Origin of the sequence: Anaerotruncus sp. AF02-27, from assembly GCF_003465835.1 — a bacterium.
Taxonomy (GTDB): Bacteria; Bacillota; Clostridia; order Oscillospirales; family Ruminococcaceae; genus Anaerotruncus; species Anaerotruncus rubiinfantis.
In genome coordinates, this window is sequence record NZ_QSBX01000005.1 from 1 (window position 1) to 15,308 (window position 15,308).

The 15,308-nt window shown below is 50.7% G+C and carries 19 protein-coding genes; 13 read left to right on the forward strand and 6 right to left on the reverse strand.

What is annotated here, in order from left to right; translation table 11 throughout:
* The first annotated feature begins 141 nt into the window (after positions 1–141).
* The 5 genes from DWV16_RS05785 to DWV16_RS05805 all read left to right on the forward strand — a co-directional run bounded on the left by DWV16_RS05785 (position 142) and on the right by DWV16_RS05805 (position 7,159).
* Positions 142–381, forward strand: a complete 240-nt coding sequence (locus DWV16_RS05785) for a hypothetical protein (protein ID WP_118478155.1) — start codon at positions 142–144, stop codon at positions 379–381.
* Between the two features lie 1,451 nt (positions 382–1,832).
* Positions 1,833–2,885, forward strand: coding sequence for a LacI family DNA-binding transcriptional regulator (locus DWV16_RS05790; RefSeq protein WP_118478157.1), 1,053 nt, complete (start codon positions 1,833–1,835; stop codon positions 2,883–2,885).
* A 145-nt stretch (positions 2,886–3,030) separates the two neighbouring features.
* Entirely contained in the window at positions 3,031–4,338 is a 1,308-nt protein-coding gene (locus DWV16_RS05795; RefSeq protein ID WP_118478159.1) for an MFS transporter, read from the forward strand.
* Between the two features lie 30 nt (positions 4,339–4,368).
* A complete protein-coding gene (locus tag DWV16_RS05800) occupies positions 4,369–5,751 on the forward strand; it encodes an MmgE/PrpD family protein (protein WP_118478161.1) in 1,383 nt (460 codons plus the stop codon).
* A gap of 67 nt (positions 5,752–5,818) precedes the next feature.
* Positions 5,819–7,159: an APC family permease gene (locus DWV16_RS05805; RefSeq protein ID WP_118478163.1), complete on the forward strand. Its 1,341-nt coding sequence runs from the start codon at positions 5,819–5,821 to the stop codon at positions 7,157–7,159.
* Positions 7,160–7,415: 256 nt separating this feature from the next.
* On the opposite strand, the gene DWV16_RS05810 is transcribed toward DWV16_RS05805, so the two are convergent.
* The 4 genes from DWV16_RS05810 to DWV16_RS05830 all read right to left on the reverse strand — a co-directional run bounded on the left by DWV16_RS05810 (position 7,416) and on the right by DWV16_RS05830 (position 11,872).
* Positions 7,416–8,318: a hypothetical protein gene (locus DWV16_RS05810; RefSeq protein ID WP_147349432.1), complete on the reverse strand. Its 903-nt coding sequence runs from the start codon at positions 8,316–8,318 to the stop codon at positions 7,416–7,418.
* 946 nt (positions 8,319–9,264) lie between these two features.
* On the reverse strand, positions 9,265–9,636 hold the full coding sequence (locus tag DWV16_RS05815) for a hypothetical protein (protein WP_118478167.1): 372 nt from the start codon (positions 9,634–9,636) through the stop codon (positions 9,265–9,267).
* Between the two features lie 22 nt (positions 9,637–9,658).
* Entirely contained in the window at positions 9,659–9,922 is a 264-nt protein-coding gene (locus DWV16_RS05820; RefSeq protein ID WP_118478169.1) for a hypothetical protein, read from the reverse strand.
* Between the two features lie 912 nt (positions 9,923–10,834).
* Positions 10,835–11,872: an IS6 family transposase gene (locus DWV16_RS05830; RefSeq protein WP_118478173.1), complete on the reverse strand. Its 1,038-nt coding sequence runs from the start codon at positions 11,870–11,872 to the stop codon at positions 10,835–10,837.
* Positions 11,873–12,449: 577 nt separating this feature from the next.
* On the opposite strand from DWV16_RS05830, the gene DWV16_RS18985 reads away from it, so the two are divergent.
* The 8 genes from DWV16_RS18985 (at position 12,450) to DWV16_RS05860 (ending at position 14,504) form a co-directional block, all read left to right on the forward strand.
* The gene (locus tag DWV16_RS18985) at positions 12,450–12,596 is read left to right on the forward strand and encodes a hypothetical protein (RefSeq protein ID WP_158572793.1); all 147 of its coding nucleotides are present in this window, start codon (positions 12,450–12,452) and stop codon (positions 12,594–12,596) included.
* Positions 12,597–12,727: 131 nt separating this feature from the next.
* Entirely contained in the window at positions 12,728–12,913 is a 186-nt protein-coding gene (locus DWV16_RS05835; RefSeq protein ID WP_118478175.1) for a hypothetical protein, read from the forward strand.
* A gap of 11 nt (positions 12,914–12,924) precedes the next feature.
* Entirely contained in the window at positions 12,925–13,140 is a 216-nt protein-coding gene (locus DWV16_RS19835) for a helix-turn-helix domain-containing protein (RefSeq protein ID WP_370218894.1), read from the forward strand.
* A gap of 11 nt (positions 13,141–13,151) precedes the next feature.
* Positions 13,152–13,409: a hypothetical protein gene (locus DWV16_RS05845; RefSeq protein ID WP_118478179.1), complete on the forward strand. Its 258-nt coding sequence runs from the start codon at positions 13,152–13,154 to the stop codon at positions 13,407–13,409.
* A gap of 9 nt (positions 13,410–13,418) precedes the next feature.
* Positions 13,419–13,673: a SpoVG family protein gene (locus tag DWV16_RS05850; RefSeq protein WP_118478181.1), complete on the forward strand. Its 255-nt coding sequence runs from the start codon at positions 13,419–13,421 to the stop codon at positions 13,671–13,673.
* A gap of 30 nt (positions 13,674–13,703) precedes the next feature.
* Positions 13,704–14,054 carry a hypothetical protein gene (locus DWV16_RS05855; RefSeq protein ID WP_118478183.1) on the forward strand — a complete coding sequence of 117 codons (351 nt, stop codon included), beginning with the start codon at positions 13,704–13,706 and terminating at the stop codon, positions 14,052–14,054.
* Positions 14,051–14,218 (forward strand): hypothetical protein, encoded by a 168-nt coding sequence (locus DWV16_RS18990; protein WP_158572794.1) that lies wholly within the window; start codon positions 14,051–14,053, stop codon positions 14,216–14,218. The genes DWV16_RS05855 and DWV16_RS18990 overlap by 4 nt, the downstream gene beginning before the upstream one ends.
* Entirely contained in the window at positions 14,211–14,504 is a 294-nt protein-coding gene (locus DWV16_RS05860; RefSeq protein ID WP_118478185.1) for an ImmA/IrrE family metallo-endopeptidase, read from the forward strand. Before DWV16_RS18990 ends, DWV16_RS05860 begins: the two co-directional genes overlap by 8 nt.
* Before the next feature lie 38 nt (positions 14,505–14,542).
* Here the strand turns inward: DWV16_RS05860 and DWV16_RS05865 are convergent, their stop codons facing one another.
* The gene (locus tag DWV16_RS05865; protein WP_118478187.1) at positions 14,543–14,746 is read right to left on the reverse strand and encodes a hypothetical protein; all 204 of its coding nucleotides are present in this window, start codon (positions 14,744–14,746) and stop codon (positions 14,543–14,545) included.
* Positions 14,739–14,960 carry a helix-turn-helix domain-containing protein gene (locus DWV16_RS05870; RefSeq protein WP_158572795.1) on the reverse strand — a complete coding sequence of 74 codons (222 nt, stop codon included), beginning with the start codon at positions 14,958–14,960 and terminating at the stop codon, positions 14,739–14,741. Before DWV16_RS05870 ends, DWV16_RS05865 begins: the two co-directional genes overlap by 8 nt.
* Between the last annotated feature and the right edge of the window lie 348 nt (positions 14,961–15,308).

The following is a 15,308-nucleotide window of genomic DNA, read 5'->3' on the forward strand; positions in this document are numbered from 1 at the left end:
GCAGATACACACACTGGCGCATGAGTGCGCACATATCGCTCTGGGACACATTGGCCCCAGCGTGGACGCAGAGGAACAAGCGGAGCGGTTATCGTGCTTTATTCTGGGCTTTGCAAAGATGATGGCGCGGGAGGCGGCACTATGACGGCGAATGACTACATGGAAATTGTGACCCCGCTTATCAAAGAGGCATGGAGCGACGGGAAGGCCGGGAAGTACCGGGATGTCTGGGAATCATGGGCGACAGACAAGGCGGATACGATACAGAAGGCCATTGGTCATGTGCCCGGTGTAAATACAGTCGAGTTAATTCACATGATAGGCCGGGACTGTCTCGAAGCATGGGACAATGGACAGGCAAGCAATGGAGCACTCCGCTGAATTGAAAGTTTAAGCCAATGCCATTGGGCCCAAAATTGGGCTCAATGGTTCTTCTCATTGTGGGTATACCGTAAAGCGCAGGACACCTTATTGCAAGTCAATACGATTGACGCGCAAAGGGACTATCAGCCACCTCGTCCACAGGGGGGTGCGTCAAATTTGACGCAGGGGGACGATTTTTCATCTTCATTGTCTCCTGCCCGCCGTCAAGGCTCGGGAAATTTCCCTATACCTGCCGACAGCAGTGTCGCAAGGTTTGCTATCGACAGCGTTGTAGATACCTATTCGCCATTTTTGTCGAAAACTCCTTGTTTGCTTTATAAGCACCTAAAAAAACTAAGTGCAGCGCTGCACCTAGTTTTCAACCTTGTATATCTGGCGTTACAAAGTCTATAAGGCATATACAAATTAACCGCAGCGCTGCGGTTAATTTTGAACCTCGGTTCAGCGCTGAACCGAAGTTGATTATAGACAGCGGTGTCGCATACCAATCAGCTAGACAACACTGTCGCATTGAACCTACCGACAGCGGTGTCGTTAGTTTCGGTGCATGAAATTTCGTGCAGGGGGAGGGCTTGCCAAGCTAAACCTTCTTTCAGTATCTTGCAAATTGCAAGGTACTGACGGAAAGCTTCACAGTACCCGCGTTTTCAATGAGGACGGCATTGTCGTGGGGTGGTGAAACGCTACCTTGCGGTATCCACCACAAGTGGTGGGGCCGTACCAAAAAGTACAGGGATAGCGGGCGACACCGCGAGCCCCAGTTCTTCATAGTAAAATTTCCCCACGGGAATTTAAAATCTCATTTCGGGGATTTTCCATAAATGGCAGGGGCCTTGTGGTGTTGGCGATTATGGTTAGCCACTTGCCCGCTACCGGGGGACTTCGCTGTGGGTACTATTTGGCTAATTTGTATCCCTTAAAAGATAAGATTTAGGAAAGATAGAATAACAATTAACCTTTAACCTTGTGGTGTAGCGGGCTCCTGACAAGCTCGGTTTCCTAGTCATCGTAACGGGTTCGCGTGTACGAATTCCAAAAGATGGGTTCCTGCATTTCATACGCTACGGCAAGCCCGCAATGGAACACCTATCACATAGATTGAAAAATGCAGAACGGGAGCTTATATATGGTGTTGGGGGACAGCAAGCAGCGCCTGCAAGACCGCATGGACAAGGTTCTGAAAGGCGAATGCGCCCCGATGGGATTCGACTATGCGACCACGGCAAAACTCTGATCCGCCCGAAACGGCGGCCGTTCGACCGATGTCTTTGTTTTGGTTGCCGTTTTTTGTATCCTCTCCTTGCCGGTGGCAGTTCTCTTTTTCATTAACGACTATGAAACCATCTAAAAATCACCCTGAAAATAAAGATTTTCTATTGACATTTTTATAATGAACTGGTAAACTGCATTTAGGGAACGTTCCCAAATGATGCGGGAGGTGATTCTGGATGCAATTTTCCATCTGGGATGTGGCGGAACGGGCTGGCGTTTCAAAAAGTACAGTATCTCGCGTTTTGAATGGCGGTTCTGTCAGTGAATCCACCCATCAGAAGGTGATGGAAGCGATCCAGGAGATGGGTTACCGTCCCAATTATAACGCTCGCAACCTGCGTGGGAACAAAAGCACGGTCATTGGCGTGCTCTCAATGGGCGGTGCTATGTTCCGGGAACATTCCTTGTGCATTCGCTTTTCAGGTGTATCCGATATTCTCCAGCAGCACGGCTATGACCTGATGCTGGTTCACGACGATTACGAAAGTTTGAACGGCATCTATACCCCCAAATGCATGACCTATCTGAGTGAAAAGCGCATAGACGGCCTCATTACACTCGGTACCACTGACCAGATCGAGGAACAGATCAAAAGTGCGGCCAGCGTATTCCGCAATGTTGTCTATACCGGTGAGCGTGTCCTGAAAGACAAGGGCTTCCGGGTATATTTGGGGAATTATCACTACAGCTACGACTTATTTTCCATCCTTTTGGAGCAGGGACACCGCCGTATCCTGGTGATCTACGGCGATCAGAACAACACTCTGCAGAAATTCCGCAAACAGGCTTTTCAGGACGCCTGTAAAGCCCTGCACACGCCGGAACAAGACATCTGCCGGTTCTATAACCCCTATGTCGAGGACAGGTGGATCGTGGGTCCAGCGCAGGCGATGGAAAACCTTTACAAAACCTACAGGCAGGGCGGATATACCGCGCTCTTTGTCGACGAGACCACCGACACCCGCCAAATTCTGAGTACCTTCGGCCGTTATGGAATGTCCCCTATGCGGGACTATTCCATCGTGTCCATCGAGGGTGAGATAGAAGGTAGCCAGCAAGGGATGGAGATCATCACTTCGGTACATCTGCCGGACTATGAGTATGGCCGCCGGATTGCCGAACTTATGACAGAAGTGATCGAGAATGAATCCTTGGTCTGCAAGGATGTGCATATGGCTTATACGCTTGTCAGGGGCAAATCTGTTCAGAAGCTCGCCCCCAATAAGTGAGGGATTTTTTTGATTTCTTTTGGGAACGTTCCCAATTTGTTCTGTATACACTTTGCGTTCCGGAACCGCAGTGTGATAAGCAAAGATATGGGAGAGGAGGACTTTTTCCAGCGCAAAACCACTATTTTATAGGAGGATAGATGTGATGCAAAACAAAAAAGCGTTTCACTATGCCTTTGCCGTTGCAGGCGCTTACTGCTTAGTGATTCCGGCAATTTACCTGTTTAGCAACCCGTTCAGCCTGTATATGCTGCCAATTGTGGAGGATTTGGGAATCAGCCGCGGCATGTATTCCCTCCATCAGACGGTGCATGAGCTTATTTCCGCGGTCGCGTACTTTATGTATGTGCGCATCCAGAAAAAATTCGGCCTGCGCGAACTGGCCACAATGGGCCTTCTGTGCGCGGCGCTCTCGGCCATCTGTTATTCCACCGCACACAGCCTGCCGTTGCTTTTTATAGGCGGCGCACTCTCCGCAATGATCTGGCCGCTGGCCAGCCAGGTGACCGCGGGAAGCATCGTGAACAACTGGTTCGCCAAAAAGAGCGGTACTGTTATTTCGATCATCTTCGGATGCGGCAATATCGCTGGCTTCTTTAATGCCAAGATCATTGCCCACTGGATCGAGCACTATGGTTGGCGCCGTTCCATGTTCTACACCATGATCATCATGCTGGTTGTCGCTGCAATTGCATATCTGGTGATCCGCAGCCATCCCAGTGAGAAGGGTGTCCGGGCCTGGGGAGCTCCCGAGGGTACCGAAGGCGAACCGGCGATCACCGCCGAACCTGATCCCAACACGCTTCCGGGAGCGGTATTCAAGGACTCCGTCAGAAACGTCAAGCTTTACAGCGCTTATGCCTGGTGCTTTATCACCGGCATTATCGTGTACCCCGTCCAGGGTATCATCCCCGCCCAGCTTCAGGACATCGGCTTTGATGCCGCAGCCGTCAGCAGCGCGGTCGGAATTATGAGTATTGGTTCCCTGGTGCTGCTGATCCCGCTGGGGCAGGTGATCGACCGCTGGGGCATCCGTCTGGCCACCGTGGCCTGCGTCGCCTCCTATATCGGGATGATCGTGCTGCTTCTGACCATTACCCCCAGCGCCACCTTCCTTGCCACCGTGGCGGGCTTCCTCATGGGAGCGGCGATCCTGCTGTACACCATTCTGCCGCTGTTTATGAAGGAGGTCTTCGGATTCCGGGAATTCGCCAAGTTCATGAGCTATTCGGTCATCTTCCGAACAATCGGCAACGCACTCGGCTCGCCGATGCTGAACTTTGTGTATGACCACGTCGGCTCCTACCGAATCGTTTTGCTGATGTTCGCAGTAATCTCTGTGTTGCTTCTGGTGTTCGGTGTAATCGCCACAAGCAAAAAGAATCCGCTTTGGGTGGAAACCCGTCCCGGATATCCTGGCTATGTCGCTCCCAAGGAATCAGCCTCGGTTTAAAAGTGAGATCAGAAAAGAGGAGAAGTAACCATGCAATATACCCGTAAATTGGGCGCTTATGCCGCGGGCCTAAAATATGAAGACCTTCCACCCGAAGTGATTGAGCAGGCGAAAAAGATCACCCTTCATGTGATTGCTGTCGCCATCGCCAGCATGAACGTCCCCACCGCCCAGCGTACCGTGGATATGGTCCGTCAAAAGGGAGGAACCCCTGAGGCAACTGTCTGGGGAAGCGATGGGCTGAAAGTGCCTGTGGAAGAGGCTGGGTTTGCCAATGGTACGACCGCCGATACCCTGGATTGGGAGGACTGCACATGGACCGGGCATGCGTCCGCCGGCGTCATCCCCGCGGCCTTTGCACTGGCTGAAAAGCTTGGTTCAGGCGGCAAAGCCTATCTGGAAGCTGTTGTGGCCGCCTATGAGGTGTACCAGCGCATTGCCATGTCGGTACAGCCCGACCTGTCCAACTACTTCGGCAAAGGCAAGGGCTGGGGGCTGGTCTGTTGGCAGATCTTTGCTTCCACCGTGGCCGCCGCCAAAATGCTGAACCTCGACGGCGACGGGATTGCGGCCGCAATCACCAAGGGCGCTTATCTGACCCCGTTGACCCTGGGGGACACCGGTCTGACGGATACCTACCATGTGGCGCACGGCGTTTCCGCCCGGTGCGGCATCAACAGCGCCCTGCTCACAGAGATCGGCTTCGAACCCTATCTGGACGGCCTGGACGGCAACAGCGGCTTCTGGCGCCAGATCTGTGACCGTGTGGATTGGAGCTGGCTGGACCGGGATCTGGGATCCGACTATCTGATTATGCAGACTTTGTTGAAGCATTGGCCGGTAAACGTCTGGATCGAAGCCCCGCTGGACGGCCTGGATATTCTGCGCCGCCGGCATGGATTTGAAGCAGACGATATCGAGAAGATCCGCGTTTCTCCGCAGCTGGATATCTATACGGATAAGGGGATGACCCGGCCCTATGTCTTTATGCAGGCGCAATACAGCGTGCCGCATTGCTTCGCAGCCTATCTGGATAATCCCAACCCCTCGGAGAACTGGTTTACCCAGGAGAGCCGGGAGCCGGTGGGCCGTGTGGCGGAGCTGTCGCGGCTGGTGGAGTTCTTTGGGCCTGAGATGGATCGTTATGAGGCATTCCTGATCTTTATGGATCGGGATTTCCCTGAAACCACAGTGGAAGTTGTGCTGAAAGACGGGCGTACTGTGCGGGAGACGCTCAAATTCCCGAAAGGGCATCCTCAGAACAACTTCACCTTCCAGGAGGAACGGGAGCATTTCATGTATTGCGCGGCCCCCTTTATTGGAGCGGAGAAGGCACGGAAGTTTGTGGATGCGGTGGAGCATTTGGAGGAGTGCACTGACCTGCGGCAGCTTGCCCAACTTCTGATCCGGTAGCTGGAGCTTCGACAGGCTGGCGCCTAGGCGCCAGCCGTCCGCAGCTTTACGATTGAGGAGGGGTATCATGAGTAACAAAACTGAAAAAGCGAATGAAAAGCTCAGCTTTGCTGAATGTTATTCAACCGGGATCGGCATGGTGATAGGCGCAGGCATTATTACAATGACAGGCGTCTGCATCGGATTCACCGGCAGCGGTGTTTTTATCGCATATCTTTTGGCAGGTGTAGCGGTTCTGCTGGCGAACGGGCCGCTGCTGCTGACCGCGGCGGTGCTGCCCCGCACCAGCGGCAACTATGTGTACGCAAGCATGCTGAACCGAAAGCTTGGCGGAGTCTATGCCTGCATCATCTTTCTCACCGATGTCACAATCGGATATATGGGCATTTCCTTTGCAAATTACCTGGAAAGCTTGGTTCCAATCAACAAGACGGTTACCGCTCTGGTTGTGGTTACCATCTTCTTTGTGGCCAACCTGTTCGGTGGAAAAAGCGTGGCCCGGGTACAGACCCTTTTGAATATTGTGCTCGTATTGGCATGGGGGAGTTTTTTGGTATTGGGCCTGCCCCAAGTGAATCCTGCAAACTTCTCTCATGAAAACCTGTTCCCCAACGGTGCGGAGGGGATCAAAGACTCGGTGACCATGCTGGTATTTGCGATGGGCGGCGGTCTGTGGCTCACCAACAGCGGAGGTCGGGTGAAAAAGCCACACAAGACGATTCTGTTGGGCAACTTGGCAATTACCGGGTCAGCAATGCTTCTGTTCTCGTTGATCGCGGTGGTGGCAGCCGGCGTCCTGCCTTTGAGTGAAACGGCAGGACAGCCGCTCACTGTCGTGGCGCGGCAGATCTATCCCGGCAATACATACCTGTTCTTTGTGGTGGGCGGTGCCCTGATTGCCCTTGCAACCACCATCAACGCTTGCTTTCTCAACACAGCCAACGCGCTGGTGCGCAGCAGCGAAGAGGGATGGTTCCCCGGTTACTTGGGCCGGCTGAACCGGTATGGTGTGCCCTACATCCTGTTGAGCCTGCTGTTCGTCATCACCATTGCCCCCATCATCTTCGGCATCGACACCACACTTTTTTCCCGCATGACCACCGGACTCACCTATCTGACCAAAATTGTTCCGAACGTTGCATGTATCGCGGTTCTGCGGAAATACCCACAGATCTGGAAGGACTCCAAGCTGCATATGAGCACGCCCGTGCTGACGGTGTTCCTGTTGGTCTGCTATGGCACGCTGGGATGGATTGTTTATGAAAACATGAAGACCTATCCGCCTGTTCTGCTGGCCGTCGTTGTTGCGGTGCTGGGCATCACGATCCTGTTTATTACCTTCCGTGAAAAAGAGCAAATTCGTATCAAGGCGGAACGGAATATTTCTGATGATGACATTCGGTTTTAATCCCTTCCCGCGCCCCGTCCGGGAACATTCCGAACCTATAAAAATCGCCGGTCATTCGACCGGCGATTTTGCTTTCGTAAGGCAACCGCTGGCTCTGTCAGTGGTAAGGAAAAGGTTTTGGCTATGGACGAAAAAGGAACTCCCCGATAGATTAAAGTAAAGATCTGCCAACCTAACAAGAACAACGGGGAGGTCTTTTCTATGACAGAGAAAGACATAGGTGTCTTCCTTGTCCTCGTCGTCAGTGGTAATGCACTCAATCCAATGGTTCAGCAGGTCCATATCCCAAAAGACATTCTTCATCAGGTCCACCCGTTTGGTGTCCATCGTCGCCACATCCATGCTGATTTCGTCGGCCGGAATGGACTTGACCGCGAATATTGCCACAACGTCGGTCCAGTTGTTCGGGACGGTACGGCCTTCGGCCCGGCGCGGAACTTCCGCGTCTCAAAAGGCCGTCCGGCTTTCTGCGAAGTACGGACGGCTTCTTTCGCCAACTTTGAATTGCGGCCTGGCGTGTGGTTTCGCTGTAGCCGGTTGGAAAAGAATTGTCCTGTTCGCCGCGCCCATTGGGGAAGCCGCGCTGCTTCAGAACTTTTCCAGATCCGTACTTCACTGTCCGGCCTGTACCGGAAGCCGCGCCCTTCACAGACGCCTCCACCCGGCTCGCCGCCTCTGCGTTGGGGCTTTCCTCCTGCTCCCAGTCGGGCGCGGCCTGGTTCATCAACAGTAGGAATTCACTGTTGGAAATTATGCTTTTTGCTTTTTCAGATTTCAGGGCTTGGCCGAGATTCTGGAAGATTCCGGTTGCCAACGCTCCGTACTTTTTGTATCTCTTCCAGCTCACATCAAGGAAGCTGGTGAACCACTCGTAGGAGAACAGGACGGACAATTCATCAAAATAGAGCCATGTACGGCGGCCCTGCTTGCGGTTGTCCATGACGCGGTTCATCATGCTCTCCATGAGAGCGAGCATTCCAAAAGGCCGCAGTTGGGTCCCCAGGTCGGAAGTGTCAAAGGACGGGATGCGGTTTTCGGTGTTTAGGTTGGTGGGCTTCGCAAAAATATCCAGACTTCCCTTGATGAACAGTTCACTTGCTAGAGCTATTCTGTGCGCTTCCGGCTCCGGTTGGGCCGGTAGGATTTCGTAGAGGTTCACCAGAATGAGGGCTTTTTTGCGCCGGAATGCTTTTGGTAACGGATCGGCAATGAAAAATCCTATCAGGGAGTGCTCAGCGCGGAGCGTCACGCATTGGAGAAGCTGAGAAAATCTTTGCGGGCCGCGCCTCCATCGAATGCAATCAGGTTGACCTAAAGGGTCTACAGACCGAGCTTGCGGAGATCGACGAGAACCTTGTGCGGCACAACCTGAACCACATCGACGAAGCGGATCAGCTTTTGCGGCGCAAGGAGATTTACGAAGAACTGCACCCGGACACTAGGCCTGGAGGCGACAGAAAAAGCGAAAGTTTCAAACGGAAACAGTTTCCGTTTGATTCCACAAAATCTTTTGCCGCAGATACGGCTGCAAAGACCGGAATTACAGAGAGGGCTGTTAGAGGCAAAATACAGATCGCCAAGAACTTGACATCAGCGAGCGTAACGCAATCAAGCTGGCGCAGATCAAGGACGAGGACAAGCAGAAAGCGGCGGCACAAAGGCCCTTCTAACCTTGTTGTTTCCACATTTGATAAAGGTTACGGCCAGACCGTCTAAAGGCCGCTGCGCGGGCTTGCAAGCCGTTCACGCGCTAAGATATGGCTTTGTCACGACCGAAAAGTTTTCGTTTGCGATAATGTCCCCACTTGTGGCAGAAGCCGTCTCTGATACAAAGCCGTGCCCACTTGTGGGTACGCTCCACAAAAAATGGAGCGTCGCCACCAATGGCAACGATTGATAAAATAATCAACCGTGAAAAAATTCGTAGTTACTCTCCGTCCTTCGGGGCGGCTTTTTATTCTCGTTATGGTGGAGCAAAAATAGCAAAAGTAGCAAAAATGGAGTTTTCCCCACAAGTGGGGATGCTCACCAAATTTGGCGACCGTCGGCGATATAGATATAAAATTAGCGGGCAACCCACGAAGGGAAGCCCGCTTTCTTTATGCTTATTGAGCTTTTTTAATCTCTCTGATTTGGGAAGTATGAGCAGACACAACTCGCTCAAGGGTACGGATTCTGTCTTTGAGTTCGTCAATCTCATAGACCCGTTCGAGTTTTCGAGTGATTTCTCCGTACTGTTCAGCAATCAAGCTAATATTGTGGTCTTGATGCTCCAGTAGTACCCGTGTTTGGCGGCTATCTGTTTTGACCTGTTCAACGTCTTGCCTTACCTGCTCCACGTCATTCTCAATGCGATCTAGCCGCTCTCCGATGGGCTGTAATTTTATGTCCATCAGCTGTGAGAGCTCAGCGCGTAAGGAATCGTTATTTTGCTGCATCAACTGAGCAAGGGCCTTTAAATCATTCTGATCTAACATGGGGTTCCCTCCTACCTGACAGTTACGCTTTGCCTTTGATGAGCTGCAATTCAAAGGTGTTTCTGGCGGTGACGGTCTCCACGTCTTTGATGGAGCGCTCCAAAGCGTCGACTTTTTCAGACAGAGCTTCAGAGACGTGCTCGCTCGCCTCAGTGACAATTTCTGCAATTGCGGAATTGTTCTTTTGCAGGGCGCTGGCTATTTCCTCTTTTACGTATTCCTTCATTTCGGCAGTCTGCGCTTCCAACATGTTTTTTATTGATTCCAGCAGCATTTTTTCATCCATGTGCTCAACTCCCTTACTTTGTGAGTTAGATTATACCACGTTAAGGATTAGCCCACAATGGGCGATATTGCCAAAAGCGAACGGTTATTCTTCCGTCTGTTCCTCTGGGACATACTCCATGATGTCCCCCGGCTGGCAGCCTAAAGTGCCGTAAGGCATTGAATTCAAATAAAGGCCATGCTATAATCGCACTAGGCACTGTCGATCCCAGCGGCAGGCGGTTAAGTCTTAGCCCCTGAAAGGGGGCGTTGCTTATGGATTATGGTTGGGTCATCCTTGTGTTGATCGCAGCAACCGGATACATACTCGCAATAAAAAAGAAGTAGCCGCCCACACTCCTACATGTAGCGGCTACTCTTTGTAACTCTACTGGGGCGTAACCGTCTGTCGGCAGTGCCCTTTTGTATCTTTATTATATGAATTTTTTGTTGTATTGTCAAGCCGGGGCTGCTCCCCGGCCTTTTCTTTATCTCGCTCGATCTGGTTGCGGATTGCGCAAATTAATATTTCCATAAATAACTTGACTTTTTGCGTGACACTAATTATACTTTAGGTGTGGCAAAAAGTGAGGTGATGAAGTGTCCCCACGTACAGGAAGGCCAAAAGCAGAAAAGCCCAAGGATATCCGATACAGCGTCAGGCTGGACACGGAAACCGAAGCCAGATTGCAGGCGTTTTGCGATGAGCATAAAATCTCAAAGGGCGAAGCGATTCGGCAGGGAATCCATTTGCTTTTGGCACAAAAAAAATAAGAGCAACCGGGTGATTGTTTGGCGACGCTCCCCGATTACTCTTTGAACCAAACCCACAAGGGGCTTGATGAATCTATTATACATCAAGCCTTCTGTGAGTGCAACCAAAGGTACTGTAAAGTAAACATGAAAAAATAGGACCCGAAATCAGCCAATATCGCTATGCAACGAGCTGAAGCTCCCGTTTACGCTTTTTGGATAGCCTGAGTCCGGCGCACTGGGCCGGGGTAAGGTTGTTCAAGGTGGAATGAGGGCGGACGAAGTTGTAGAAGAAGATGAACATGGAAATGAGGTTGTTGGCAGAAGCGAAAGAGGAAAACCCCTGCTTGGTTTTGTACCATGCCTTAAACTGCTTGTTAAAGCACTCTATGAGGTTGTTGGTAATATCATCGTGGAAGCTCTCCACGCGGATATGCCGGACCCCATGCAGCGTCTTGACGGGCATCTGGTAGGCAAAATAGCGGTCGCTCACAATGGCCTGCGGAGTCCCCATAGGCTTCACGGCTTCCAGTATGGTAAAAGCCTGTGGGCTGTCCCTGTGGCGGTCCAGATGGAAGCCGAGGACAAAGCGAGTCTCGCTGTCCAAAATGAGCCAGAGGTAGTATTTCTCGCCCTGTATATTCACAACAGTTTCATCGGCGTGCCACTCGTCAGAGTTGAAATTTAACGCTGGAATGAGCTGTATCGCAATATTCTGGAACATTGGGGCGAAGCGGGTACACCAGTTGCTAATAGTCGTGTGAGACACCTGGACATTCATCACGGTACGCAGAATCAGAGCGATATTGCGGAACGAGTTCTTGCCCAGGTAGAACATGGTCAAGGCCATGAGGATCACATGGACCGGATAGCGCATCCGCTTAAAATCTGTCTTTCCAAAGAGCTTGGACATGGATGGAGCTGAGATAGCAGTAGGCTTTGGTACAAAAACGGAGTGGCGGCACTTCTTGTCTGTGCAAGTGTAGTGGATGTAATGCGTCCTATCGTGATGCACATACATTGCCTTTCCGCAAACAGGACACAGAGGATATTCCTTTGTTCGAGAGCGACCCCGTTGTTTCGTTGGAGTATCTGGTGCCCATTGGTGCCAACACTTCTTGCACTGGTACTTCTGATGCCCAGCTTTATCTTTTCCGTAGCGATTAAATCCCGTTTTGTTGTTGCACTTCGGGCAGCATCGTTGGTATAATTTTGCCATGAAGACTCGTCTCCTTTCTGGGAGTACATGTGTTTTGTGGTGAAACCATTGTACCAGAAGGGCTGACGGGTCTTCAACTTTCATTTAACTTTACAGTCCGCAACCAAATCACAGGAGGTATTTTTTATGATTCAGTTAACCGACAACCTAGTTGTCACGGCAGATCAGTATCAATACATTGTGGGTACGCCACGGGAGAACGGGGTGAAGCACGGTAAACTACGCAACCCGAGATATTAACTACCCTAGCGGGAGCGGTCAAGGGCGCGCTCTCCCAAGCGCTGCGCGATAAGGTAGCAGACGGCACGGTTACCACCCTGCGCGGCTGGCTGGATGAGTACCAGAAGATCACGGACGCATTCACAGAGCTTGTAAAGCCTCTGGAATAGGTGTCACGGCACGGGTAGGCGCGGTAGAGGGCCATAGCGCCGCCCGTTGGGGTAGTTTTACCTTTAAGGGGTATAAGCTCTTAAAACGGGCGCTATTCTCTTACTTTTAGAATTGCTTGACTTTCAATGCTTCACTTTTAGTATTGACTTCATCATTCAAGAATGATAGAATGACAAAGAAGGGAGGAATGAAAATCAAGACGTTAACAGTTCGGCTTGATGATTCCCTTCATCAAGAGTTTAAAATATACTCGATAAAGCAAGGAAAAGATATGCAGGCAATTCTAATTGAGTATATAAAAAAACTACTTGATGAAGATAGCCAAGCCAAATAAAAGAATAATGCATCCCGCCACCTTCCACAGCTACGAGATGCATTATCGTCCCACAACCACAAGGGTTTATGGTAAATCTATTCTACCATAAGCCTTCTGTGAGTGCAACCAAATCACAGGAGGTATTTTTTATGCGTCAGAAAATTTCGATCTCGGCTGAACTGATAGCGTGTTTGGCAGAGATCAACAGCGATCTAGGTTATATACTCGACGATGGAATTAACGATGATGCGCGGGAGAGTCTTGCATTTTTGCATACCAGAACTTCAACGTTAATTAATCGGGTGCAGCAGAGTTTGGCAGGTGAGAGCGCATGAATGCACCAAGGATGCGCTTTCCAGCGCAAACGCTGGCCGAGCTGAAAAAGGACGATCCCGACACCCCGATATCCTTGAACTATATCAGGCGGCTAGCCAAAAGCGGAAAGATATCCGTTGAGAAGATCGGTAGGCGCACACTGATAAACTACGACAGCTTACTTGAATATTTGAATTCTCTCGAAGCGGATGAGCCGATATTCGGGAAGATTCGCCGGATTGGATAGGAGGTATTCACATGACAGTAAAAGACGCGAGCACCCTGTCGGATTTAGCAAATATCAAGCAGAATGTCACCAAAGCATACCAATATGCCCGTGACATGCAGGATGTCTACATCGTAAAGACGGAGGAAGCGAAAAAGAACCAGCCTTTGTGTGAGGCCTACTGCTTCGCTGCTGAGCGCATGGATATTTTGCTTGACTATCTGGCGTTGTCCATGACGGATATCGAGCTTGCAGAGGAAGGCACACAGGGGCCGGATTTGGGCTTGTGAGGTGCCGGTATGGAAATAACCTCTGTCAAGCTTCGGGCGCTCTATAGCGGATCTGACCGACTGCGTGCGCTGGTGTCCGTGACCTTCGATAACGAGCTTGCCGTGCATGATATCAAGGTCATAGCGGGTAAAGAACGCCTGTTTGTGTCCATGCCAAGCCGGGAAGCGGACGGGCGGCATCTGGACATTGTGCACCCGATCAATCAGGCTTTCCGGGACAAGCTGGAGAAAGCTGTCCTGCGGGCCTATCATTTACATGATTAACAGAACATCAAAGGAAAGGACTTGATACCAATGGGCTTGAAAATAGAACGGAAGGAACAGCCGCTTAACACAGCAGTGGGAGACGAAATGCAATCCTTATGCGGTAGAATTTCTGATGAACTGTATATGAACGTTCGGCTTCCTCTTAAACTTGCGCGAACAGTGCTTTCGGACCAGCAAGGGCAATATTTTATAGAAGAATCGGCGGGCGAATGTCTAACTGACATGGCCTTTATTGCTGATGGCTATGGAAACGCCTATAATCGTAATGAAATCATAGTCGAGAATGTTCGTGAGGCTTACGATGCGCTCGATAAGATCATTGGTCGATTAAACGATTTTAACCAAAGATTGCAGAGATCGTGGGAGGTGCAGTCATGAAAAAGTATGACGAGCTTCCCGGCTTCAAACTGGCCGGTGAATACACCGATCCTGATATTGGCATCCCCCTGCCGGTCTATGAAATGCCAATGGAGAAGGCGGAGAGCTGGAACGCAAAGGCGAAACGGCTGAATATGCAGGAAGGCGCAGGGGCTCATGGCTGAGGTTAACGTCTATGTAAACCGGTATGCAGACTATGCCCGAGTGATCGGAGAGCGCCCATCAAGGTATGGAGACCGGGGGTTTGTGAGTTCCCCAAAAAACGGTATCTACATGGTATTCATCAACGAACGGGACGACATCGACGAGCAGATACACACACTGGCGCATGAGTGCGCACATATCGCTCTGGGACACATTGGCCCCAACGTGGACGCAGAGGAACAAGCGGAGCGGTTATCGTGCTTTATTCTGGGCTTTGCAAAGGTCATGGCAACCATGCAGGCATAAAATTAGCGGACAGCTTTTGATGGCTGTCCGCTTCTTTTTCAGAGATATACTTTACTGAGATCGGTTCCCACAGAAAGGCCTTTCATAAATGCGAGCCGGTGACAGATCACACCGAACCGCCGCATAATTTCCTCCGGGGTTGCGTCAGCTGGGGGCTTCGGCATCTGCTCAACGATCAATGCAAAATCCTGCTCAAAGTCCTGCCGGATGATCCCGGCCAATTCGTTTGCTAGTTCAGTCATTTTCGCTGTCCTCCTTCAACAGTTCGTAGGGTTCCACTTCCAGGGCCTGTGCAATCCCGACTATGGAGCATAGTGTCGGGTTGCCGTTGCCGTTTTCAATTCGGTTTAAAGATTTGACGCTCAGCCCGGAGTGATATGCTAAGTGTTCCTGGCTGACGTGTCTTTCCTGTCGAAGCTGCTTGATGCGCTTCCCCAAGATGTCGTATTGGTACAATGTTTTTCCTCCCGTCCTGATAAGCATTTTGGTGCTTATTTGGTGTTTGTAAACACCAGCACAGAAGGGAATAGGTTAGATCAGAGAACAAAAACATGTGGAATAATGCCTGTAAATAGGCATTTCTTAGAGTATCCCAGATACAACTAAATGTTGTTTTTCAAGTTCAAGTCTTGTCACCTCGACCATCTACAAACCCATATGAATAGCTGATTTGAAGCTATTCATATGGGTTTGTTTTTTGTCTGAATAAGTGCCAAATAGGCTGAAATTACATTGAAAATGGGCGTTATGCTTGTCAAATGCTCGTCAGAACGTGTGTTCGATCTGCTTTAACCTTCTTTAATT

What these genes read in the sequence shown, in the direction of transcription:
- DWV16_RS05820 (WP_118478169.1), bottom strand. Translation starts at nt 9,922, where the DNA reads ATGGATGAAAAAATGCTGCTGGAATCAATAAAAAACATGTTGGAAGCG.
- DWV16_RS05815 (WP_118478167.1), bottom strand. Translation starts at nt 9,636, where the DNA reads ATGTTAGATCAGAATGATTTAAAGGCCCTTGCTCAGTTGATGCAGCAA.
- DWV16_RS05785 (WP_118478155.1), top strand. Translation starts at nt 142, where the DNA reads ATGACGGCGAATGACTACATGGAAATTGTGACCCCGCTTATCAAAGAG.
- DWV16_RS05800 (WP_118478161.1), top strand. Translation starts at nt 4,369, where the DNA reads ATGCAATATACCCGTAAATTGGGCGCTTATGCCGCGGGCCTAAAATAT.
- DWV16_RS05850 (WP_118478181.1), top strand. Translation starts at nt 13,419, where the DNA reads ATGGAAATAACCTCTGTCAAGCTTCGGGCGCTCTATAGCGGATCTGAC.
- DWV16_RS05865 (WP_118478187.1), bottom strand. Translation starts at nt 14,746, where the DNA reads ATGACTGAACTAGCAAACGAATTGGCCGGGATCATCCGGCAGGACTTT.
- DWV16_RS05855 (WP_118478183.1), top strand. Translation starts at nt 13,704, where the DNA reads ATGGGCTTGAAAATAGAACGGAAGGAACAGCCGCTTAACACAGCAGTG.
- DWV16_RS19835 (WP_370218894.1), top strand. Translation starts at nt 12,925, where the DNA reads ATGCGCTTTCCAGCGCAAACGCTGGCCGAGCTGAAAAAGGACGATCCC.
- DWV16_RS05830 (WP_118478173.1), bottom strand. Translation starts at nt 11,872, where the DNA reads ATGGCAAAATTATACCAACGATGCTGCCCGAAGTGCAACAACAAAACG.
- DWV16_RS05790 (WP_118478157.1), top strand. Translation starts at nt 1,833, where the DNA reads ATGCAATTTTCCATCTGGGATGTGGCGGAACGGGCTGGCGTTTCAAAA.
- DWV16_RS05860 (WP_118478185.1), top strand. Translation starts at nt 14,211, where the DNA reads ATGGCTGAGGTTAACGTCTATGTAAACCGGTATGCAGACTATGCCCGA.
- DWV16_RS18990 (WP_158572794.1), top strand. Translation starts at nt 14,051, where the DNA reads ATGAAAAAGTATGACGAGCTTCCCGGCTTCAAACTGGCCGGTGAATAC.
- DWV16_RS05805 (WP_118478163.1), top strand. Translation starts at nt 5,819, where the DNA reads ATGAGTAACAAAACTGAAAAAGCGAATGAAAAGCTCAGCTTTGCTGAA.
- DWV16_RS05835 (WP_118478175.1), top strand. Translation starts at nt 12,728, where the DNA reads ATGCGTCAGAAAATTTCGATCTCGGCTGAACTGATAGCGTGTTTGGCA.
- DWV16_RS05795 (WP_118478159.1), top strand. Translation starts at nt 3,031, where the DNA reads ATGCAAAACAAAAAAGCGTTTCACTATGCCTTTGCCGTTGCAGGCGCT.
- DWV16_RS05845 (WP_118478179.1), top strand. Translation starts at nt 13,152, where the DNA reads ATGACAGTAAAAGACGCGAGCACCCTGTCGGATTTAGCAAATATCAAG.
- DWV16_RS18985 (WP_158572793.1), top strand. Translation starts at nt 12,450, where the DNA reads ATGAAAATCAAGACGTTAACAGTTCGGCTTGATGATTCCCTTCATCAA.